This window comes from Sphingomonas sp. BE138 (genome assembly GCF_031456125.1).
GTDB lineage: Bacteria > Pseudomonadota > Alphaproteobacteria > Sphingomonadales > Sphingomonadaceae > Sphingomonas.
The window spans coordinates 200,870-221,870 of sequence record NZ_JAVDUC010000002.1 but is presented as its reverse complement, the minus strand read 5'-3'; the positions used below and the strand labels follow the sequence as shown (position 1 = coordinate 221,870).

Below are 21,001 nucleotides of genomic sequence, written 5' to 3'. Positions count from 1 at the left end.
GTTGCTTCCTTCAGGGCTTGATGCGGGGATAGGCGGCGCGGAAGGCGGCGCGCTTGGGGGCGAGCCGGTCGACCAGCGACGGATCGGGGGTGACGATGTGGCTGACCGGCGGGGCCACGCAGACCTCAGGCGGCGTGCCGCCGTCGACCGCGAGCTGCGCGAGCCGCGCGGCGCCCATCGCCGGGCCGACCTCGCCGCCCTTCAGATAGGCGAGTTCGACCTCGAGCGCGGCGGCGAGCGTTTCGCCCCAATAGCGCGAGCGCGCGCCGCCGCCGATGACCGAGAGGCGTTCCACGCGCGTGCCGGAGTCGCGCAGCACGCGGACGCCGTCGGCGAGCGCGAAGGCGACGCCCTCCAGCACCGCCTGCGCCAGCCGCTCGGGCGTGGTGTCGTGGTCGAGGTGGAGGAAGCCGCCGCGCACCTGCGCGTCGTTGTGCGGGGTGCGCTCGCCCGACAGATAGGGGAGGAAGAGTTCGGGGCCGCTGGCCGGACCGGCCGCCTCCGCGCGCGCGAAGACATCCGCCGCGCTCGCGCCGCCGATGAGGCGCGCGACCCAGTCGACGCAGACGGCGGCGGAGAGGTGGACCGCCATCTGGTGCCACATGCCCGGGATGCAGTGGCAGAAGGCATGGACTGCGGCGGCGGGGTTGGCGCGCAGCCGGTCGGTGGCGACGAAGATGACCCCCGACGTGCCGAGCGAGAGAAGCGCGTCGCCGTCGCGGACGACGCCGATCCCGGCGGCCCCGGCGGCATTGTCGCCGCCGCCGCCCGCGACCGGCATCGCGTCCATGCCCCAGCTGTCGGCGATCTCGCGGCGCAGGCGGCCGGTCACGTCGCTGCCCTCGACCGCGCGCGGCATCTGCGCGCGGGTGAGCCCGGTGGCGGCGAGCAATTCGTCGCTCCAGTCGCGCTGGGCGACGTCGAGCCAGAGCGTGCCCGCGGCGTCGGAGACGTCGGACGCCTTCTCGCCGGTCATGATGAGGCGGACGTGATCCTTGGGGAGCAGGACGGTGCGGATCGCGGCGAAGGTTTCCGGTTCGTGATGCTTGACCCACAGGAGCTTGGGTGCGGTGAAGCCGGGCATCGCGATATTGGCGGCGGTGTCGCGCAGGGTAGGGACGGCGCGTTCGAGTTCCTCGCACTCGGCGAACGAGCGGCCGTCGTTCCACAGGATCGCGGGGCGCAACGGGCGGTCGTCGGCGCCCAGCAAGGTCGCGCCGTGCATCTGCCCGGCGATGCCGACCCCGCGCACCGCCCGGCGCACGTCGGCGGGGAGCGCGCGGACCGCGGCGTCGGTCGCCTGCCACCAGGCGTCGGGATCCTGTTCCGACCAGAGCGGGTGCGGGCGCTGGACGGTCAGCGCGGCGGTCGCCTGCGCGGCGATCGCGCCGTCGCGGTCGATCACCACCGCCTTCACCCCCGAGGTGCCGATGTCGATGCCGAGGAACATGGTCAGTCTTTCATCCTTACCGTCACCCCGGCGAAGGCCGGGGTCCAGTGGCGGGCCGGGCGTGAGATGCGGCGGCGTCCCCCAACTGGACCCCGGCCTTCGCCGGGGTGACAGCCAAGGAGGCACCTCGCCAAGATTACTTCACGAACGGGTCGATGGTCTGGATCGTGCCGTCGGCATTGTACTTCAGCTCGGTCATCTTGACGTTGCGCAGCCGCGTCTGGCCGGAGAGCTGCGTATCGGCGTAGAACAGCCACCACTTGCCCTGCCACTCGACGATCGAATGGTGGGTCGTCCAGCCCTCGACCGGCTGGAGGATGCGGCCCTTGTAGGTGAAGGGGCCGAAGGGCGAGTCGCCGATCGCATAGGCGAGGTAGTGCGTGTCGCCCGTCGAATAGCTGAAATAATACTTGCCCTTGTACTTGTGCATCCACGACGCCTCGAAGAAGCGGCGATCGTGGTCGCCGCCGAGCAGCGGCTTGCCCTTTTCGTCGAGGATGACGACGTCCCGCGGCTTCGCGGCGAATTCGGTCATGTCGGCGGCGAGCGGCGCGACCTTCGCGGTCAGCGCGGGCTTGTCGTCGGCGCCGAGATCGGTCTTCGAGCCGTTGGGATCGTAGGTGCCGGTGGTGTTGCGCTGGAGCTGCCCGCCCCAGATGCCGCCGAAGTACATGTAGCTCTTGCCGTCGTCGTCGGTGAAGACGGCGGGGTCGATCGAGAAGCTGCCCTTGATCGGCTGCGGATTGGCCTTGAACGGGCCGACCGGCGACTTGGACGTCGCGACGCCGATCCGGAACGCGCCCTGCCGGTCCTTGGCGGGGAAATAGAGATAATAGGTGCCGTCCTTATAGGCGGCGTCGGGCGCCCACATCTGCTTTTCGGCCCAGGGCACGTCCTTGACGTCGAGCGCGACGGGGTGTGCGGTCACCTTGCCGCCGGGCGCGTCCATGCTGAGCACGCGATAGTCGCGCATCTCGAAATGGCCGCCGAGATCGTCTTCCTTGGCCGGACCGTCGATGTCGTGGCTGGGATAGATATAGAGCTTGCCGTCGAAGACGTGCGCCGAGGGATCGGCGGTGTAGAAGTCGGTAACGAGCGGCTGCGACAGATAGTGCTTGCCGTTCTTCGCGAGCGGCCCGGCGGCCGGGGCGGCGGTGTCGGCGGCGGCGGCGTTGTCGGTGCTGCTGCTGCGGTCGCCGCACGCGATCAGCGGCAGCGCGGCGAGCACCGGCAGCAGGCGTCGGGCAAAGGTGGTGCGGCGCATCGTCTATCGGCTCCTCTCGATCGCGTGGCGGGTCTGTGCCCGGTATGCCGATTGGGTAGCGCTACCATCGGAAGCGTGCAACCGCTTTCCTTTACAGCCCTTCCCCGCCCACCCATTGCGCATTGGCCAGGCGGCGCGCCAGCGTCCAGTTCTGCTGCCGGATGTCGGGAACGGCGACGACCTCCCACAGGCCGCCGCGCGTCATCGGGCCGATCGCGTAGAGATGCCCGGCGGCGCGGCCCGCGGCGTCGACGACGCGCGACTGGGCGTCGACCTCCAGCCCGATCCGCAACGCGTCCGGCCGGATCATGCCCTTGCCGAGCAGATCGCGCAGCAGCGGCTCGTCGGTGCGCAGCAGGTCGCCCTGCGGCCCGGTGCAGTTGACGATCCGGGCGACGCGGGTGCGGCGGACCCCGGACGTGCCGCGCGCGCGCCAGTCGACGATCGCGTGGTCGCCGTCGGGATGCGCGGCGACCAGCTTGCCGGCCGCGACCTCCAGCCGTCCGCCGGCGACGAGCGCGTCGATGCGGTCCGCGACCGCGGGCGCAAGGCGGTGGCGGTGGACGTCCCACCACGGGCGCAGGTGGCGCAGGAAGCGCGCGCGGGTGGCGGCATCGGCGGCGCCCCACATCATCTGCGTCACCGGGCGCAGTTCGTCGACCGCCGCGCGCCAGCCGATCGCGTCGCTGCGCGTGCGGACGTGGCGGAGGAGGGCGGACAGCGTGGCGGCGGGGCGTTCCGACAGGCCGGGGCGGGCGGGGGCGTCGGCGTGGCGGCGCGGGGCCAGGCCGCGGCGCGAGACGGCGAGGGTGCGGCCGCGGAAGCCGCTCGAATCGAGCAGCAGCGCGGCATCGACCGCGGTCAGCCCGCTGCCGACCAGCAGGACGGTGTCGTCGTCGGTGAGCCCGGCGGCGATGTCGCCCGCCCAGGGATCGCCGCGATAGACATGCGCCGGGAGCGCGTCGGGGTCGAGCCCCGGGGGCGTGTGCGGGGGCAGGTTGCCGAGTGCCAGCACCACCGCGTCCGCCGCCAGCGTGCCGCCGTTGCCGAGCGTCAGCGTGCCGTCGGGCGCGATCGCGCCGACCGCGTCCTCGACCAGCGTCAGGCGATGCGGGTGCGCGGCGGCGGCAGCCTCCAGCATCTCGCGCAGGTAGCGACCGTAGACGCGGCGCGGCACGAAGGTGGTGCGGTCGCCGAGCGCATTGTGCGTCAGCCAGCGGACGAAATGGTCGGGGTCGTCGGGCAGGGCGCTCATGTTGCCGGCGCGGACGTTGAGCAGATGGTCCTCGTGCGCGGCGCTGTAGGCGACGCCGCGACCGAGCTGCGCCGGCCGACGCTCGACCAGCGTGGCGCGCGGGCCGTCGTGGCGCAGCAGGTTGATGGCGAGCAGCGCGCCCGAAAAGCCGCCGCCGACGATCGCGACGTGGCGGATGACGGGGCGGATCATCCGATTGGACCCCTAGCGGCTATCATCGCGTCCGACCCTGTGCCATGCCGCCGACCATGACGACGATCCGCGTATCGAATGAACCGCGCCCGCTCGGCAAGAGCGGCCTGACCGTCTCGCCGCTCGCCTGGGGCATGTGGCGGCTGGCGGGCGACGACGTCGCGGCGGTGCGCGCGCTGATCGACGCGGCGCTGGGGGCGGGGATCACCCTGTTCGACACCGCCGACATCTATGGCTTCGACACAGCCGCCGGCTTCGGTTCGGCGGAGGCCCTGTTCGGGCGCGCGCTGGCCGAGGACCGGTCGTTGCGCGACCGGATGGTGATCGCGACCAAGGGCGGGATCACGCCGCCGGTGCCGTACGATTCCAGCGCCGGCTATCTGGCCGCGGCGCTCGACGATTCACTGCGGCGGATGGGGGTGGAGACGGTCGACCTCTACCAGATCCACCGCCGCGACCTGCTGACGCATCCGCAGGAGGTGGCGGGCGCGCTCGACGCGATGGTGGCCAGCGGCAAGGTGCGCAGCATCGGCGTGTCGAACCATTCGCCCGCCGAGTTCGAGGCGTTGCAGGCGTTCCTGGGGCAGCCGATCGTCAGCACGCAGCCGGAGTTCTCGGCGCTCCACGCCGCGCCGCTGTTCGACGGGACGCTCGATCAGGCGATGGCGCGCGAGGTGGCGGTGCTGGCCTGGTCGCCGCTGGGCGGCGGGCGGCTGGCGGAGGCGGCGCATCCGGCGGGTGCGCTGCTGGCCGGGCACGGCGCGCGCTACGGCGTCGATGCCGCGACCGCGGCGCTGGCATGGGTGATGGCGCATCCGGCGCGGGTGATCCCGATCGTCGGGTCGCAGACGCCCGCGCGCATCGCCGCGGCAGCGGGCGCGTACCGGGTCGAGTGGACGCGCGGCGAATGGTATGCGGTGTTGCAGGCGGGGATGGGGACGAAGCTGCCCTGACGGGCGGCCCGACTTGCAGGATCGCGTGCTATCGCTAACAGCCGACACGAGCGGCGGGGATCGGAGAGGATGGTGGACGTGTTGATGACGCAGGCGATGCGCTGGTTCGGGCCGCGCGACCCGGTGCCGCTGGCGCATATCCGGCAGGCGGGCGCGACCGAGGTGGTCACCGCGCTTCACCACCTGCCCAACGGCGTCGTCTGGCCGCGCGCCGAGATCGCCGCGCATCGCGCGCTGATCGAGGCGGCGGGGCTGCGCTGGACCACGGTCGAGAGCGTGCCGGTGCACGAGGCGATCAAGACCGCCGGGCCGGAGCGCGACCGGTTGCTGGACCATTATGCCGAGACGCTGCGCCATCTGGCGGCGGAGGGCATCACCACCGTCACCTATAATTTCATGCCGCTGCTCGACTGGACGCGCACCGATCTGGCGTGGGAGCTGCCCGACGGCGCGCGCGCCCTGCGCTTCGAGCTGGAGGCGGTCGCGGCGTATGACCTGCATATCCTGAAGCGGCCGGGGGCCGAGGCGGATTACGCACCCGAGACGATCGAGCGCGCCGCGCGCCGCCACGCCGCGATGGACGATGCCGCGCGGGTGCGGCTGGAGCGGACGATCATCGCCGGGCTGCCGGGGAGCGAGGAGAGCTTCACCTCGGTCCAGTTCCTCGAGGCGATCCACGGCTATGCCGACACCGATGCCGAGCGGCTGCGCGCGCACCATCATGCGTTCCTGGCGGCAATGTGCCCGGTCGCCGAAAAGGTCGGCATCCGGCTGGTGGTCCACCCCGACGACCCGCCGTTCCCGATCTTCGGCCTGCCGCGCGTGGTGAGCACCGAGGCGGACGTGGCGGCATTGTTCGAGGCGGTGCCGAGCGCGGCCAACGGCCTGTGTTTCTGCACCGGATCGTTCGGGGTGCGCGCCGACAACGACCTGCCCGGCATGGTACGGCGCTGGGGGACGCGGATCGGTTTCCTGCACCTGCGCAGCGTGCAGCGCGAGCCGGACGGCGCCTTCCACGAGGCGGCGCACCTGGAGGGCAGCGCGGAGATGACCGCGGTGGTCGCCGAGGTGGTGGCGCTCCAGCAACGCGAGGAACGCTCGATCGTGATGCGCCCCGACCATGGCCACCAGATGATCGACGACCTGACGAAGGTGACGAACCCGGGCTACTCGCTGCTCGGGCGGATGCGCGGGCTGGCGGAGCTGCGCGGGCTGGAGCGCGGACTGGCATACGGAAGGGCGAACTGACGATGGCACGACCGCTGGAGCTGCACCCCGACCGGCTGTTCCCCGCCGATCCGACGGCGCGCGACATCGCGCGGATGCTGTACGCGGAGATCGGCACGCTGCCGATCGTCAGCCCGCACGGCCATACCGATCCGACCTGGTTCGCGACCGACGCCAAGTGGGAGAATGCGACGACGCTGCTGCTGGCGCCGGATCACTACGTCTTCCGGATGCTCTATTCGCAGGGCGTCGCGCTCGACGATCTGGCGATCCCGCATCGCGGCGGCACGCCGTCGACCGACCCGCGCGCCGCGTGGCGGACGTTTGCGGCGCATTACGACCTGTTCCGCGGCACGCCGTCGCGGCTGTGGCTGGACCATGTGTTCGCCGAGGTGTTCGGGTTCGACGTGCGGCTGGAGGCCGACACCGCCGACCTGTATTACGACATTATCACCGCGCGGCTGGCGGGTGACGACTTCCGCCCGCGCGCGTTGTTCGAACGGTTCCGGATCGACTTCCTTGCCACCACTGAGGGTGCGCACGACCCGCTTGACGCGCACAAGGCGATCCGCGCATCGGGCTGGAACGGGCGGGTCGTCAGCACCTATCGCCCCGACAGCGTGATCGATGTCGAGCACGAGCAGTTCGCGGGGGCGATGGAGGCGTTCGCGGCGCTGACCGGCGAGGACGTGCACAGCTGGTCCGGCTACCTGCGCGCCCACGCCAGGCGGCGCGCCGACTTCCGCGCGATCGGCGCGACCGCGACCGACCACGGGCACGCGACCGCGCAGACCGCCAACCTGTCGACGCCCGAATGCGAGGCGCTGTTCGCGCGGATCGTCGGCGGCACCTGGGATGCGGCCGACGCCGAGCTGTTCCGCGCGCAGATGCTGACCGAGATGGCCAAGATGAGCGTCGCGGACGGGATGGTGATGCAGATCCATCCCGGATCGTACCGCAACCACAATGCCGGGCTGTTCGCGACGCACGGCCGCGACAAGGGGGCGGACATTCCGGTGCGCGCCGAGTTCACGCAGGCGCTGCGCCCGATGCTGGACGTCGTCGGCAACGAGCGCGACCTATCGATCATCCTCTTCACGCTGGACGAAAGCGTCTATGCGCGCGAGCTGGCGCCGATGGCCGGCCATTATCCGTGCCTGAAGCTGGGGCCGGCGTGGTGGTTCCACGATTCGCCGGAAGGAATGCGGCGCTATCGCGAACTGACCACCGAGACCGCGGGCTTCTATAACACGGTCGGGTTCAACGACGACACGCGCGCGTTCCTGTCGATCCCGGCGCGCCACGATGTCGCGCGGCGCGTCGACTGCGCGTTCCTGGCGCGGCTGGTCGCCGAGCACCGCATCGAGGAGTGGGAGGCGGTCGAACTGGCGCACGAGCTGACCGACGGCCTCGTGCGGCGGGCCTACAAGCTGTGAGGCTGTCGGAGGATGCGCGAGCATCGCTGCCGCGCGACGTGGCGCAGGCGGCGTATGCGCGGGCCGAGCAGAGGCGCGGGATCGTGCATCTGGGGATCGGGGCGTTCCACCGCGCGCACCAGGCGGTCTATACCGACGATGCGATGGCGGCGGGGGATCGCGACTGGGCGATCACCGCGGTGTCGCTGCGCTCGCCGCAGGTGCGCGAGCAGCTGGCGCCGCAGGATGGGCTCTATACGGTGGCGACGCGCGATGCCGGGGGCGAGCAGCTGCGCGTGATCGAGGCGGTGCGGGAGGTGCTGGTCGCCCCGCACGCCCCGCGCGCGGTGGCAGCGGCGCTGGCCGCGCCCGAGACGCGCCTGGTGACGCTGACGGTAACCGAAAAGGGGTATCACCGGCAGCCGGGCGGCGGCGTGGACGGCGCGGCGGTCGCGGCGGCGGGGGGCACGATCTACCATTACCTGTCGCAGGCGGTGCGCGACCGGCTGGCGGCGGGTGCGGGGCCGATGACGCTGGTCAGCTGCGACAACATGACCGACAACGGGCATGTGCTGCACGGCGGCGTGGCGTCGCTGCTGGACGGCGCGGCGCTGGACTGGTTCGAGCGCGACTGGGCGTGTCCGTCGACGATGGTCGACCGGATCGTGCCCGCGACGACGGCCGATGACCTGGCCCGCGTCGAGCAGCGGATCGGCCTGCGCGACGAGGGGGCGGTCGTCACCGAACCGTTCCGGCAATGGGTGATCGAGGATCGCTTCGCCGGTGCGCGGCCGCGCTGGGATGCGGGCGGGAGCGGGGGCGGGGCGCAGTTCGTCGCCGACGTGCGCCCGTATGAGGCCGCCAAGCTGAGGATGCTGAACGGCGCGCATTCGGCGCTCGCCTATCTGGGGCTGCGCGCCGGGCATGCCTTCGTGCATCAGGCGGTGGCCGATCCGGCGATCCGCGGGGTGGTCGAGCGGTTGATGCGGCAGGAGGCGGCGGCGAGCCTCGACCCGGCGCCGGGGCAGGACCTGGACGGCTATGCGACAGCGCTGCTGGCGCGCTTCGAGAATCCGTCGCTGGCGCACCGGTTGGCGCAGATCGCAATGGACGGGTCGCAGAAGGTGGGGCCGCGCTGGCTGGAGGCGCTGACGATCAACCGCGCGCGCGGCGTGGCGACGCCGGCGACGCTGACCGCGCTGGCGGGGTGGCTGCGGCATCTGCGCGGGGAGGCCGGGCCGGTCAACGATCCGCTGGGCGACGAACTGGCGGCGTTGTGGCGGGGGAACGACGCGCGCGGCATGGTGGAGGCGCTGTTCGGCGCGGGCGGCACGTTCGCGGCGCGCTGGCAGGCGGACGAGGGCGAGCGCAGGGCGCTGGCCGAGCTGGTGGAGCGCAACTGATGGGCAGGTTCGTGGCGTTCGGCGAGATCATGCTGCGCCTGTCGCCGCCGGGGCGCGAACTGCTGATGCAGACGCCGCGCTTCGACGTGTGGGTGGCCGGCGCCGAGGCCAATGTCGTCACGCAGCTGGCGCGGCTGGGGCATGACGTGGGCATGGTCAGCCGCATGCCCGACAACGACCTGGGCCAGAGCGCGATCACCACGCTGCGCGGGCACGGTGTCGACGTGCGGCATATCCAGACCGGCGGCGAGCGGATGGGGCTGTATTTCGTCACCTCCGGCGCGGGGATGCGCGCGACCGAGGTGATCTACGATCGCGCGGGATCCTCGTTCGCCGAGGCGCCGGCGAGCGCGTGGGACTGGGACGCGATCCTCGACGGAGTCGACCGCCTGCACCTGTCGGGGATCACCCCGGCGCTGGGGCCGGTGCCGGCGGAGAGTGCGATGGCGGCCGCCGCGGCGGCGAGCGCGCGCGGCGTGGCGGTGTCGTTCGACGGTAACTGGCGCGGCAAATTGTGGGCGCGGTGGGACGGCGATCCGCGCGGCATCCTGACGCGGATCGTCGAACATGCCGACCTGATGTTCGGCAACCACCGCGACATCGCGCTGCTGCTGGGCCGCGACGATTTCGGGGGGGAGGGCGAGGACCGGCGCCGCGCGGCGGCGGCGGCGTTCGCGCGCTTCCCGAAGCTGCAGACGATCGCCTCGACCGCGAGGGCCGTCGAGCATGTCGATCTCAACCGGCTGTCGGCGCGGATCGACACGCGCGACGGCCATGCGCAGACGCCCGAGACGGTGTTGGCGGGGATCGTCGACCGGATCGGTGGCGGCGATGCGTTCGCGGCCGGGGTGCTGGATGCATTGCGGCGCGGGCAGGGGATCGCGGCGGCGGCGGAGACCGGGCTGGCGCTGGCGGCGCTGAAGCATTCGCTGCCCGGAGACGCGGGGTTGTTCCGGCCCGCGGATGTGGCGGCGTTCCTGGCCGGTGGGCTGGACGTCCGCCGCTAGGGCGCGACGGGATTACCGCCCGATCAGCGCCTCGGCACGGTCGACTTCGTGCGCGGCGATCTGGTGGGTCATGCGCAGGAACAGGCGCTGCGCGTGGCGCCACGCACCGGTGTCGCGGGTGACGTGGCGGGGGCGGTGGCCGGCGACGAGGCGGCTGCCCCAGCCCTCGATCGCCGCGCCGACCTCCGCTGCATGGTCGGACGGCCGGATGACGACCGAGGGGAACGGAAGCGGCGCGGCCGGGCTGGCGAACAGATCGGCCTCGCCGTCGCGGGTCAGCTCCGCACCGCGCGGCGCGAACAGCAGCGCGCCGGCGATCCGCGCGACATAGTCGCTGGGCGACAGTCGCCCCCACCACGCGCTCGCCGCGCAGCCGAGCCCGTCGGCCACCAGCAGCACCGGGCGCTGCGCCGCGCAGACCGCCTGATCGACACGCGCGGCAAAGATCTTGCGCTCCGCCCGCGAGCGGGTCGCGACCGGGATCGTCTCCGGATCGTGCGCCGGCCAGCCGAACATCGTCCGCCACGTCGGCTCGGCATGCTGCGCATCGGAGATCGCGACGATCGAGAAGGGCGCGAGACGGTCGTTGGCGGCGATGGCGAACATGGGTGCGGCTCCCGGCTGGCGCGGATCGTCGTGACGCTTCGGGTGGCGATGGTACGCGTGTGGCGCGCAAGTGCGAGTCTAGTTGCGGTTTGTCGGGGTGAGGTTTGGCTTTTGCGGGACGGGTGGTGCGGGGGTGGGCGACATCGTCCGTCCTGGTCGTGCGGGCTTGTCGACGGACGTGAGAAGGGGCGGCGTTTGGGCCACGCACTTCCGCCGTCATTCCCGCGTAGGCGGGAATCCAGACGCGCAGGTCATCGAAGGAGCCGATACGTCAGAGGTTCTGGATTCCCGCCTTCGCGGGAATGACGGGTGGGGGGTGAAGAGTCGTCGACTTTGGTGCCGGCGGGCATCGCTGGCTTTGGTCGCGATGATGGGTGGACGTAAAGAAAGGGCGCTCGGTGAGGAGCGCCCTTTCTTCGGTGGTGGCGACGCGGCGGAGCCGTGTCGTCGGTCCTCGCAGGGGCGAGGCCGGCCGGCATCGCCTGTGCGGGCGTGCCCGCACCGCGTGCCGGCACGGCACGCTCAGGCGCTGTAGTACATGTCGAATTCGACCGGGCTCGGGGTCATTTCCCAGCGCGCCACGTCGGCCCACTTCAGCTCGATATACGCCTCGATCTGGTCCTTGGTGAACACGTCGCCCTTCAGCAGGAAGTCGTGATCGGCCTGGAGCGACTCGAGCGCCTCACGGAGCGACGCGCAGACGGTCGGCACTTCCGCCAGCTCGGCCGGCGGCAGGTCGTACAGGTTCTTGTCCATCGCCTCGCCCGGATGGATCTTGTTCTGGATGCCGTCCAGGCCGGCCATCAGCAGCGCGGCATAAGCGAGATACGGGTTCGCCATCGCATCCGGGAAGCGGACCTCGACGCGCTTGCTCTTCGGGCCGGTGCCGTACGGGATGCGGCACGATGCCGAGCGGTTGCGCGCCGAATAGGCGAGCAGCACCGGCGCCTCGTACCCCGGCACCAGCCGCTTGTAGCTGTTGGTGGTCGGGTTGGTGAAGGCGTTGATCGCCTTGGCATGCTTGATGATGCCGCCGATGAAATAGAGGCAGGTGTCCGACAGGCCGGCATAGCCGTTGCCCGCGAACAGCGGCTCCTTGCCGTTCCAGATCGAGAAGTGCGTGTGCATCCCCGAGCCGTTGTCCTCCTTGATCGGCTTCGGCATGAACGTCGCCGACTTGCCATAGGCGTGCGCGACCTGGTGCACGACGTACTTGTAGATCTGCATCCGGTCGGCGGTGGTGGTCAGCGTGCCGAAGGTCAGGCCCAGCTCGTGCTGCGCGGCGGCGACCTCGTGGTGGTGCTTGTCGCACGGCAGGCCCATCTCGATCATCGTCGAGACCATCTCGCCGCGGATGTCGACCGCCGAGTCGACCGGCGCGACCGGGAAGTAGCCGCCCTTGGCGCGCGGGCGGTGCGCCAGGTTGCCGCCCTCATATTCGCGGCCGGTGTTGGTCGGCAGCTCGATATCGTCGATCTTGAAATACGACTGGTTGTACGACGTGTCGAAGCGCACGTCGTCGAACATGAAGAATTCGGCTTCCGGGCCGACATAGACGGTGTCGCCGATGCCGGTGGTGGCGACATACGCCTCGGCGCGCTTGGCGGTGGTGCGCGGGTCGCGAGCATAGCCCTCACCCGTCGACGGCTCGACGATGTCGCAGAACACGATCAGCATCGGGGTGGCCGAGAACGGATCGGTGTACACCGCGTCCAGATCCGGCTTCAGGATCATGTCCGACTCGTTGATCGCCTTCCAGCCCTCGATCGACGACCCGTCGAACATCAGGCCGTCGGTCCATTCGTCCTCGCCCATGACCGAGGCGACCATGGTCAGGTGCTGCCACTTGCCCTTGGGGTCGGTGAAGCGCAGATCGATCCACTCGATCTCCTCGTCCTTGATCTTGCTCAGAACGTCTGCGGCCGTGTTCGCCATGATGTTTCTCTCTCTCGCATTTGCGTCACCCCGGCGGAAGCCGGGGTCTCGCCGTAACTGAAAGACCCCGGCCTGCGCCGGGGTGACGGATCGTTGGAGGAAGCGACTAGATCGCCTCGTTGTCGCGCTCGCCGGTGCGGATGCGCAATGCGGTTTCGACCGGGATCACGAAGATCTTGCCGTCGCCGATGCGACCGGTCTGCGCGGCGGCGGCGATCGCCTCCACCACGCGTTCGGTCAGCCCGTCCTCGACGACCACCTCCAGCTTCACCTTGGGCAGGAAGTCGACGACATATTCGGCGCCGCGATACAGCTCGGTATGGCCCTTCTGCCGGCCGAAACCCTTCGCCTCGGTTACGGTGATGCCGGACACGCCGATTTCGTGGAGCGCCTCCTTCACCTCGTCCAGCTTGAACGGTTTGATGATCGCTTCGATCTTCTTCACGCGAGGACGCCCACCCCAGAAAGCCTCGATACCCCACCGGCATCGTTGCACCGATCGTGCCAGCCGGGACCACGGAGGGCAAGGCAGCGACTCGCGGAATTCTGCGCTTTTCACTGCCTCTCGATTAAGCAGATGCGGTGTCGGTGCCGCATTTTCGGGCAGGGGCATTTGTTAAGACCATCGCGGCTATCCGCCGCGGATGCGAATCTCACGCGGGTATCGGTTGGGCGCCGTCTCGGCATTGTCGCTGCTCCTGGCGGGCTGCGGCGGGGGTGGTGGTGACAGCGGCGGCAGCGGCACGGCGCCGGCGAGCGGCGCGGTGCAGGTCGCCCCGGCGCCGAGCCCCGTTCCGTCGCCGTCTCCGTCGCCCTCACCCACCCCCGCGCCGGCCCCCAGCCCGACGCCGACCCCCGCGCCGGTGCCGCCCACGTCGCCTGTCGGGAGCTGGGCGGCGAACGCCGCGGCGCTGTTCACCACGCAGCCCGACGTGCCCAATTGCCGCCCCGGCACGCTGGCGCAGGCCGTGCGTGACGACGTGCTGGCGCGGGTGAACGCGATCCGCGCGCTCCACCGGCTGCCCGCGGTCAGCTATTCGAGCGCCGACGACGAGCAGGCGACGCAGGCGGCGCTGATGATGGCCGCGAACGGCCAGCTGAGCCACACGCCGGCGACGACATGGAAATGCTATACCGCGCCGGGGTCGACCGGGGCGGGGACGAGCAACCTCTACGGCGGGCTGATCTCGCCGTATCTCGCTTATTATACCGAGGACATGTACCTCGGCGGGTGGTTGACCGAGACGTCGAACCTGATCGCCAACAATGTCGGGCACCGGCGCTGGATGCTCGATCCGTTCCTGGGCAAGATCGCCTATGGCCGCGTCGCGCAGGTGCTGGCCGACGGCAGCCGCACCGACGCGGCGGCGATGAAGATCGTCTCCTTCACCGGCGGGGTGGCCGTGCCGGGGAACCTGCCGCCGTTCGTCGCCTACCCCTATGGCGACTATCCGGCGCGCTATTTCGATCCGAGCGCGCTGTTGTCGTTCACCGTCGTCGCCGACACGACGCAACGCGGGGGCGCGAACGCGACGGTCGACTTCTCGAAGGCGGCGATCGCGGTGAGCGACGGCACGAACGCGCTGGCGGTGTCGAACGTCAGCTTCGACAACGTCGGCTATGCGGTGCCGAACAACCTGCAGTTCAACGTCGCGGGGCTGAAGACGGGAGTGAGCTATTCGGTGACGATCACCGGGGTGGTCGTGCGCGGCAAGGCGACCGATTACTCGTATACGTTCCGGATCGTTTCGTAGGGAGCAGGTTCAAGCGTTATGCATCGCTCGCCCGACCATCGTCGAAGGGCGAGCCCGGCGGCACGTGCGTCGACAGGCTCAGCACGAACGGCGTAGGGACCGACCTTAATACGGCGGCTTGTCGAGCCCCGCGGGCGATCCGGTGAAGATCTCGCAGCCGTCGGCGGTGATGCCGATCGAATGTTCGAACTGCGCCGACAGCGAGCGGTCGCGCGTCACCGCGGTCCAGCCGTCGTCGAGCAGCTTCACGTCGGGGCGACCGATGTTGATCATCGGCTCGATCGTGAAGATCATGCCGGGGCGCAGCTCCGGCCCGGTGCCGGGGCGGCCGACGTGCACCACCTCCGGCGCATCATGGAACAGCCGGCCGACGCCGTGGCCGCAGAAGTCGCGCACCACGCCGAAGCGATGCGCCTCGGCGTGGCGCTGGATCGCGTGCGCCACGTCGCCCATGTGGTTGCCGGGTCGCGCCTGCTCGATGCCGAGCATCAGGCATTCGTAGGTGACCTCGACCAGCCGCCTGGCCTTCAGCGGCACGTCGCCGATCAGGTACATGCGGCTGGTGTCGCCGTGCCAGCCGTCGACGATCGGCGTGACGTCGACGTTGACGATATCGCCCGACTTCAATGGCTTGTCTGCGGGGATGCCGTGGCAGACGACATGGTTGATCGAGATGCAGCTCGAATGCGTGTAGCCGCGGTAACCGAGCGTCGCGGGGATGCCGCCGCCGGCCTTCACGAAATCGTAGATCAGCCGGTCGATCTCGGCGGTGGTGACGCCGGGCACCATGTGCGGCACGAGCATGTCGAGCGTTGCGGCGGCGAGCCGCCCGGCCTTGTGCATGCCGGCGAAGGCATCCGGCCCGTGCAGCTTGATCGCGCCGGTGCGCGCGAGCGGCGCATCGCTGGTGACGGTCACATAATCGGTCATGGGCAGCGATATAGCGTGGTCGCCCCGCGATTGCGAGGTTATGCCACGGGCATGAACAGTGCCACGACCCCCGAACGCATCTGGACCGCCGCGCTGGTGGTGATCGGCGACGAGATCCTGTCGGGGCGCACGCAGGACAGGAACATCGCGCAGCTCGCCGCGTGGCTGAACGTGCAGGGCATCCGGCTGGTCGAGGTGCGGGTGGTGCCCGACCGCGAGGATGCTATCGGCGAGGCGGTGAACACGCTGAGGGCGCGCAACGACTACCTTTTCACGACCGGCGGAATCGGGCCTACGCACGACGATATCACGGTCGATGCGATCGCCGCCGCGCTGGGCGTCGAGGTGGTCGAACACCCGCAAGCGATCGCGGTGCTGGAGCGGCATTACGAGTCGCGTGGCGGGCTGACCGAGGCGCGGCGACGGATGGCGCGGGTGCCGGCGGGGGCGTCGCTGATCGAGAATCGCGTGTCCGGGGCGCCTGGCATCCGCGTGGGCAACATCTTCATCATGGCAGGCGTGCCGCACATCACCGCGGGGATGCTCGATTCGCTGACCGGCACGCTGGAGGGCGGGCGCCCGGTAGTGAGCGCGACGATCGGCTGCTGGGTCGCCGAAAGCGAGGTCGCCGACCTGCTGCGCGCCACCGAGAAGGCGCACGAGGGCGTGGCGATCGGCAGCTACCCGTTCTTCCGCGAGGGGCGGACCGGCGCGAATTTCGTGGTGCGCTCGCCGGACCAGTCGCTGGTCGATGCCTGCCTGGCGGACCTGACCGCGGCGCTGGAGGCGGCGGGGCGGGTGGTGACGGCGGGGGGAATCTGAGGATCGACCCCCGATCGTCATCCCGGCGGAGGCGGGGATCTCCTGCTTGTCGACCCGGGGCTTCCCGACGCGGCGAGACCCCGGCTTCCGCTCGGGTGGCGATATGGGTCGGGCGGGGATGTGTACGCTCAGCCCTGCTCAGATTTCGTAACAGAACAGGCCCGCCTCCTGTGCCTCGCGCGCCCGGCGGGTCATGCGGGCGTGGAGGTGGCGGACGGTGTCGCTGCCGGTGGTGGTGAACAGCGCGGGGACCAGACCGTGGATCGTGCAGGCAATGCCGCCGCCGATCATCGTCAGCCCGAAGCCAGCGGCGGTGCGGGCGTGGGCGAAGTAGCTTTCGCCGACTGCGCGGGGATGGGCGGTGAAGATGGTGTCGAGCGATGCGGTCAAACGGCGCATGATGGTCTCCTCGCGGGCGCAGGCTAGCGCGAGGAACGCCGCGCCTGCAACCGGGGAAAGCGGGCGCGTCAGGCGACCTGGACGACCTCTTCGGGTTCGCGCAGCACATAGCCGCGACCCCAGACGGTCTCGATGTAATTCTCGCCGTCGCACGCCAGGCTCAGCTTCTTGCGCAGCTTGCAGATGAAGACGTCGATGATCTTCAGTTCGGGCTCGTCCATGCCGCCGTACAGGTGGTTGAGGAACATTTCCTTCGTCAGGGTCGTGCCCTTGCGGAGCGACAGCAGCTCCAGCATGGCATATTCCTTGCCGGTCAGGTGGACGCGCGCGCCGTCGACCTCGACGGTCTTGGCATCGAGGTTCACCGACAGCTTGCCGGTCCTGATCACCGACTGCGAATGGCCCTTCGAACGGCGGACGACGGCGTGGATTCGCGCGATCAGTTCCTCGCGGTGAAACGGCTTGGTGACGTAATCGTCGGCGCCGAAGCCGAAGCTGCGCACCTTCGAATCCATCTCGTTGACGCCGCTGAGGATCAGCACCGGGGTCTGCACGCGCGCGACGCGGAGCTTCTTCAGCACGTCATAGCCGTGCATGTCGGGCAGGTTCAGGTCGAGCAGGATGATGTCGTAGTCATACAGCTTGCCCAGATCGAGGCCTTCCTCGCCCAGGTCGGTGTTGTAGACGTTGAACCCCTCGGTCGAGAGCATGAGCTCGATCGCCTTGGCAGTGGTCGGTTCGTCCTCGATCAGCAGCACGCGCATCGGCATTTCCCCGGTTGTCGCTGGCGAAGAACCGGTGCCGGTCACGCCCCTTGCATTCGTTTACCAAACCGCATCTGAAGCATAAAGGTTAACCGCCGCTTAAATCGAGTGTTCCCTTTTTTCACTTTGCTTGTCGAGATTCGATTCACGCGCCGCGACCGGCTCGCGCGGGGTGCCCATCGCGGTGAACAAGGTGCGCTCGCGTGAGCGGGGGATGTCCTCGCCCAGCATCTCGCGCAGATACAGGCTGCGCACCAGCGTGAAGCCGACCACCAGGATGCCGCCGGAGAAGAACAGCCCGAACAATCCGAAGACCGCGCCGGTGCCGATGATCGCGAACAGGCTGAGCGCCGGCGGGATCGCGACGACGCGACTCGTGACGAAGGGCGTGACGAAGTTGGTCTGGATGACGCGCACGGCGGCGAACACGCCGAGCGCCCAGAGCAGCTGGTCGGTGCCCGCGGTGGCGGCCAGGCCGAGCGCGGGCAGCATCGCCGCCACCGGGCCGACATAGGGGATGAACTCGCTGAGCCCCGTCAGCAGCCCGAGCATCGCGGGCGAGGGCACGCCCGCGATCCACAGCCCGATGCCGACCATCGTGCCCATCGCGGTCATCTGGATCAGCTGCGCGCGCAGCCACAGCAGCAGCGTCGAGCCGACGTCGCCAAGCGCATCCTCCAGCGCGGCCCGGCGCGACGGCGGGATCAGGAGCAGCAGGCCGCGTTCGTAGATCTTGGGATCGACCGCGAAGAAGATCGCGCCGAACAGCACCAGCACGGTGTTGAGCAGCAACTGCCCGGCACCGCGCACGATCTCGCCGATGTCCTGCGCGACGCGGCTGCCCGCAAAGGCGGCGCGCACCGCGTCGACGACCTTCGCGCCGACCGGGCTTTGCGACATATACGCCTGGAACTGATCGAGCAGTCCGGGCAGCGCGATGACCAGCGTGTTGACCTGCGACCGGAATTCGACGCCGAACAGCCAGAACAGCAGCGCCAGGAAGGCGAGCAGCGTCAGGATCGCGGCGGTCATCGCGCGCTTGCTGCCGAGTCGCAGGCGCGTGGAATACAGCTCGGCGATCGCGTGGATGACGATCGCGATCAGCACCGAGCCGAACGCCAGGATCAGCAGGTGCCGTGCGAGGTAGAGCGCGGCGACCAGCGCGACGATGACGATGATCCACAGGACGCGACGGATGAAGCGCGCATCCGCTTCGTCAGGCGCCAGGCGGTTCATGCGGAGCAAGCGGAACGTTTCACGCGCGACACAACGCGCCAAGGGCGAAAAGGGCGCGGGGGCAGGGGAGAAAATGCGGGCTCGACCGCGGCAGTCGAGGATACCCGTCCGTCCCTCGCCCCTCGCAGAGGGGAGAGGGACGCGCAGACTTGGTCCTTGCGAAGCGAGGGCCTGGTCGGAGCCGGGTGAGGGGTGGCGCTCGCGCTAGCGAGCGCGCGCGCCTGCGAGCGCTCGACCCCTCACCCAAGCTGCGCTAGCCCCCCAAGCTGGCAAGCTCCGCTAGCCCTCTCCCCTGTCCTGGGGCGAGGGCAGACGTACTCCTATCCGGCCTAGAAGTGGATCGCGCGGCCGTAGGCGCCGAGGACGCTTTCGTGCATCATCTCGCTGAGCGTCGGGTGCGCGAACACGGTTTCCATCAGCTCGTGCTCGGTCGTCTCGAGCTGGCGCGCGACGACATAGCCCTGGATCAGCTCGGTGACTTCGGCGCCGACCATGTGCGCGCCCAGCAGTTCGCCGGTCTTGGCGTCGAATACCGTCTTGATGAAGCCGTCCGCCTCGCCCAGCGCGATCGCCTTGCCGTTGCCGATGAAGGGAAACTTGCCGACCTTGATGTCGCGGCCGGCGTCCTTCGCCTTCGCCTCGGTCAGGCCGACGCTGGCCACCTGCGGGCGGCTGTAGGTGCAGCCCGGGATGTTCCACGTCTCGAACGGGTGCGGATCGCCGCCGGCGAGCTTCTCGACGCAGACGATGCCCTCGTGGCTCGCCTTGTGCGCCAGCCACGGCGCGCCGGTGACATCGCCGATCGCATAGATGCCCTCGACGTTCGTCCGCCCGAAACCGTCGACCTTGATATGGCCGCGCTCGGTTTCGACGCCGAGCTTTTCCAGCCCGATCTCCTCGGTGTTCGGCACGATGCCGATCGCGACGATGACGTGGCTGTAATCCTCGGTCGTGGACTTCCCGTCCTTGCTCTTGATCGTCGCCTTCACGCCATCGGCACCGGTGTCGATCTTCTCGACGCCCGCGCCGGTGACGATCTTGATCCCGTCCTTGGTCAGGCGCTTCTCCATGAACGCGCTGACTTCCTCGTCCTCGACCGGCAGGATGCGCGGCAGCATCTCGACGATGGTCACCTCGGCGCCCATGTCGTTGTAGAAGCTGGCGAACTCGACGCCGATCGCGCCCGAGCCGATCACGAGCAGCTTGGTCGGCATCACCTCGGGCACCATCGCGTGGCGATAGGTCCAGATGCGCTTGCCGTCGGCCTTCGCGAACGGCAGGTCGCGGGCGCGCGCGCCGGTGGCGACCAGGATGTGCTTGGCCTCCAGATCGACGGTGCCGTTGCCCTGCTTGACGCTGAGCCTGCCCTTGCCGGTCAGCGTGCCGAAGCCCTCGACCACGGTGATCTTGTTCTTCTTCATGAGGCCCTTGACGCCGGCGTTGAGCTGGCCGGAAACCTTGCGGCTGCGCTCCACGATCTTGGCCAGGTCGAAGCCGATGTTCTCGGCCTTCAGCCCGTAATCGGCGGCATGGGTCATGTAGTGGTAGATTTCCGACGTGCGCAGCAGCGCCTTGGTCGGGATGCAGCCCCAGTTGAGGCAGATGCCGCCCAGCCGCTCGCGCTCGACGATCGCGACCTTCAGGCCGAGCTGTGCGCCGCGGATCGCGGCGACATAGCCGCCGGGGCCGGAGCCGAGAACGATAAGGTCGTAGGTGTCAGCCATGGTAACACTCCCCGGAGCCGCAGCCCCCTGTTTGTCATCGCTCGGGCACGTCGGCCCGGAAAACGTTCACGCCGCGGGCGGCACTTCGCGCGGGCGGCGGTCCTCGTCGATTGCGACGAAGGTGAAGCGCGCCTCGGTCACCTTGCGCGATTCCTCGCCGTGGCGGTCGCGCGCCCAGCTTTCGACCTGGATCGTGATCGAGGTGCGCCCGATCTTCTCGATCTGCGCGTAGACCGACACCTCATCGCCGACATGCACGGGGGCGTGGAACTGCATACCGTCCATCGCGATCGTCACCGCGCGACCCTTGGCGCGGCGCGCAGCGGTCAGCCCGGCGGCCGAGTCCATCAGGCTCATCAGCCAGCCGCCGAAGATGTCGCCGTACGCATTGGCGTCGGCGGGCATCGCGGTGACGCGGATCGTGGGTGCGCGATCCGGGGGTGAGGTGGTCATGCCGCATCTCCTTGGCGGCGCACGCGCCAGACATCACGTGCGCCGAGCACGCCGACCGCGGCGAGCGTCGCCGCGCCGACGAGCCAGATCGTGTCGGCGCCCTGCGGGTAGCTCCACGCCGCGCCCTTGAAGGCGAGCGCGGTCACGCCGAGTCCGAGGGCGCTCCATCCGACCTCCCGCTTTTCCGCCGACAGCTGCATCTGCGCCATGGG

The 21,001-nt window shown here is 69.8% G+C and carries 21 protein-coding genes; 7 read left to right on the top strand and 14 right to left on the bottom strand.

Features of this window, described 5'->3' with window-relative positions:
- Positions 1-10: 10 nt before the first annotated feature.
- The 3 genes from xylB to J2Y58_RS03920 form a co-directional block, all read right to left on the bottom strand.
- Positions 11-1,450 (bottom strand): xylulokinase, encoded by a 1,440-nt coding sequence (gene xylB, locus J2Y58_RS03930; RefSeq protein ID WP_310098969.1) that lies wholly within the window; start codon positions 1,448-1,450, stop codon positions 11-13.
- Between the two features lie 136 nt (positions 1,451-1,586).
- Positions 1,587-2,714 (bottom strand): glycoside hydrolase family 43 protein, encoded by a 1,128-nt coding sequence (locus tag J2Y58_RS03925; protein WP_310098965.1) that lies wholly within the window; start codon positions 2,712-2,714, stop codon positions 1,587-1,589.
- A gap of 91 nt (positions 2,715-2,805) precedes the next feature.
- Positions 2,806-4,161, bottom strand: coding sequence for an FAD/NAD(P)-binding protein (locus tag J2Y58_RS03920; RefSeq protein WP_310098962.1), 1,356 nt, complete (start codon positions 4,159-4,161; stop codon positions 2,806-2,808).
- Between the two features lie 56 nt (positions 4,162-4,217).
- On the opposite strand from J2Y58_RS03920, the gene J2Y58_RS03915 reads away from it, so the two are divergent.
- From J2Y58_RS03915 to J2Y58_RS03895, 5 genes are all read left to right on the top strand, one after another.
- Positions 4,218-5,114 carry an aldo/keto reductase gene (locus J2Y58_RS03915; RefSeq protein ID WP_310098959.1) on the top strand — a complete coding sequence of 299 codons (897 nt, stop codon included), beginning with the start codon at positions 4,218-4,220 and terminating at the stop codon, positions 5,112-5,114.
- Between the two features lie 69 nt (positions 5,115-5,183).
- Entirely contained in the window at positions 5,184-6,362 is a 1,179-nt protein-coding gene (uxuA, locus tag J2Y58_RS03910) for a mannonate dehydratase (RefSeq protein WP_310098956.1), read from the top strand.
- Positions 6,363-6,364: 2 nt separating this feature from the next.
- Positions 6,365-7,777 carry a glucuronate isomerase gene (gene uxaC / locus J2Y58_RS03905; protein WP_310098953.1) on the top strand — a complete coding sequence of 471 codons (1,413 nt, stop codon included), beginning with the start codon at positions 6,365-6,367 and terminating at the stop codon, positions 7,775-7,777.
- Entirely contained in the window at positions 7,774-9,159 is a 1,386-nt protein-coding gene (locus J2Y58_RS03900; RefSeq protein ID WP_310098950.1) for a mannitol dehydrogenase family protein, read from the top strand. The genes uxaC and J2Y58_RS03900 overlap by 4 nt, the downstream gene beginning before the upstream one ends.
- The gene (locus J2Y58_RS03895; protein WP_310098947.1) at positions 9,159-10,166 is read left to right on the top strand and encodes a sugar kinase; all 1,008 of its coding nucleotides are present in this window, start codon (positions 9,159-9,161) and stop codon (positions 10,164-10,166) included. The genes J2Y58_RS03900 and J2Y58_RS03895 overlap by 1 nt, the downstream gene beginning before the upstream one ends.
- A 12-nt stretch (positions 10,167-10,178) precedes the next feature.
- On the opposite strand, the gene J2Y58_RS03890 is transcribed toward J2Y58_RS03895, so the two are convergent.
- The 4 genes from J2Y58_RS03890 to J2Y58_RS03875 all read right to left on the bottom strand — a co-directional run bounded on the left by J2Y58_RS03890 (position 10,179) and on the right by J2Y58_RS03875 (position 13,629).
- Positions 10,179-10,772, bottom strand: coding sequence for an alpha/beta hydrolase (locus J2Y58_RS03890; RefSeq protein WP_310098944.1), 594 nt, complete (start codon positions 10,770-10,772; stop codon positions 10,179-10,181).
- 522 nt (positions 10,773-11,294) lie between these two features.
- Positions 11,295-12,707 carry a type I glutamate--ammonia ligase gene (gene glnA / locus J2Y58_RS03885; RefSeq protein WP_310098941.1) on the bottom strand — a complete coding sequence of 471 codons (1,413 nt, stop codon included), beginning with the start codon at positions 12,705-12,707 and terminating at the stop codon, positions 11,295-11,297.
- 106 nt (positions 12,708-12,813) lie between these two features.
- Positions 12,814-13,152, bottom strand: coding sequence for a P-II family nitrogen regulator (locus tag J2Y58_RS03880; protein WP_028056880.1), 339 nt, complete (start codon positions 13,150-13,152; stop codon positions 12,814-12,816).
- A 186-nt stretch (positions 13,153-13,338) separates the two neighbouring features.
- A complete protein-coding gene (locus tag J2Y58_RS03875) occupies positions 13,339-13,629 on the bottom strand; it encodes a hypothetical protein (protein ID WP_310098936.1) in 291 nt (96 codons plus the stop codon).
- A 10-nt stretch (positions 13,630-13,639) separates the two neighbouring features.
- On the opposite strand from J2Y58_RS03875, the gene J2Y58_RS03870 reads away from it, so the two are divergent.
- Positions 13,640-14,461 (top strand): CAP domain-containing protein, encoded by an 822-nt coding sequence (locus J2Y58_RS03870; protein ID WP_310098933.1) that lies wholly within the window; start codon positions 13,640-13,642, stop codon positions 14,459-14,461.
- 105 nt (positions 14,462-14,566) lie between these two features.
- Here J2Y58_RS03870 and map read toward each other — a convergent pair whose 3' ends face one another.
- Positions 14,567-15,391 carry a type I methionyl aminopeptidase gene (map, locus tag J2Y58_RS03865; RefSeq protein WP_310098930.1) on the bottom strand — a complete coding sequence of 275 codons (825 nt, stop codon included), beginning with the start codon at positions 15,389-15,391 and terminating at the stop codon, positions 14,567-14,569.
- A gap of 51 nt (positions 15,392-15,442) precedes the next feature.
- Between map and J2Y58_RS03860 the strand changes: the two genes are divergently transcribed.
- Positions 15,443-16,213: a molybdopterin-binding protein gene (locus J2Y58_RS03860; RefSeq protein ID WP_310098927.1), complete on the top strand. Its 771-nt coding sequence runs from the start codon at positions 15,443-15,445 to the stop codon at positions 16,211-16,213.
- A 138-nt stretch (positions 16,214-16,351) separates the two neighbouring features.
- On the opposite strand, the gene J2Y58_RS03855 is transcribed toward J2Y58_RS03860, so the two are convergent.
- The 6 genes from J2Y58_RS03855 to J2Y58_RS03830 form a co-directional block, all read right to left on the bottom strand.
- Positions 16,352-16,612 carry a DUF6356 family protein gene (locus J2Y58_RS03855; RefSeq protein ID WP_310098924.1) on the bottom strand — a complete coding sequence of 87 codons (261 nt, stop codon included), beginning with the start codon at positions 16,610-16,612 and terminating at the stop codon, positions 16,352-16,354.
- 68 nt (positions 16,613-16,680) lie between these two features.
- Complete coding sequence (gene ctrA / locus J2Y58_RS03850; RefSeq protein ID WP_310098919.1) at positions 16,681-17,376, bottom strand: response regulator transcription factor CtrA; 696 nt, start codon at positions 17,374-17,376, stop codon at positions 16,681-16,683.
- A 99-nt stretch (positions 17,377-17,475) separates the two neighbouring features.
- The gene (locus tag J2Y58_RS03845; protein ID WP_310098916.1) at positions 17,476-18,612 is read right to left on the bottom strand and encodes an AI-2E family transporter; all 1,137 of its coding nucleotides are present in this window, start codon (positions 18,610-18,612) and stop codon (positions 17,476-17,478) included.
- A 329-nt stretch (positions 18,613-18,941) separates the two neighbouring features.
- Positions 18,942-20,336, bottom strand: a complete 1,395-nt coding sequence (gene lpdA, locus J2Y58_RS03840) for a dihydrolipoyl dehydrogenase (protein WP_310098913.1) — start codon at positions 20,334-20,336, stop codon at positions 18,942-18,944.
- A 66-nt stretch (positions 20,337-20,402) separates the two neighbouring features.
- Positions 20,403-20,789 carry an acyl-CoA thioesterase gene (locus J2Y58_RS03835; protein WP_310098910.1) on the bottom strand — a complete coding sequence of 129 codons (387 nt, stop codon included), beginning with the start codon at positions 20,787-20,789 and terminating at the stop codon, positions 20,403-20,405.
- Entirely contained in the window at positions 20,786-20,998 is a 213-nt protein-coding gene (locus tag J2Y58_RS03830) for a hypothetical protein (RefSeq protein ID WP_310098907.1), read from the bottom strand. Before J2Y58_RS03830 ends, J2Y58_RS03835 begins: the two co-directional genes overlap by 4 nt.
- Between the last annotated feature and the right edge of the window lie 3 nt (positions 20,999-21,001).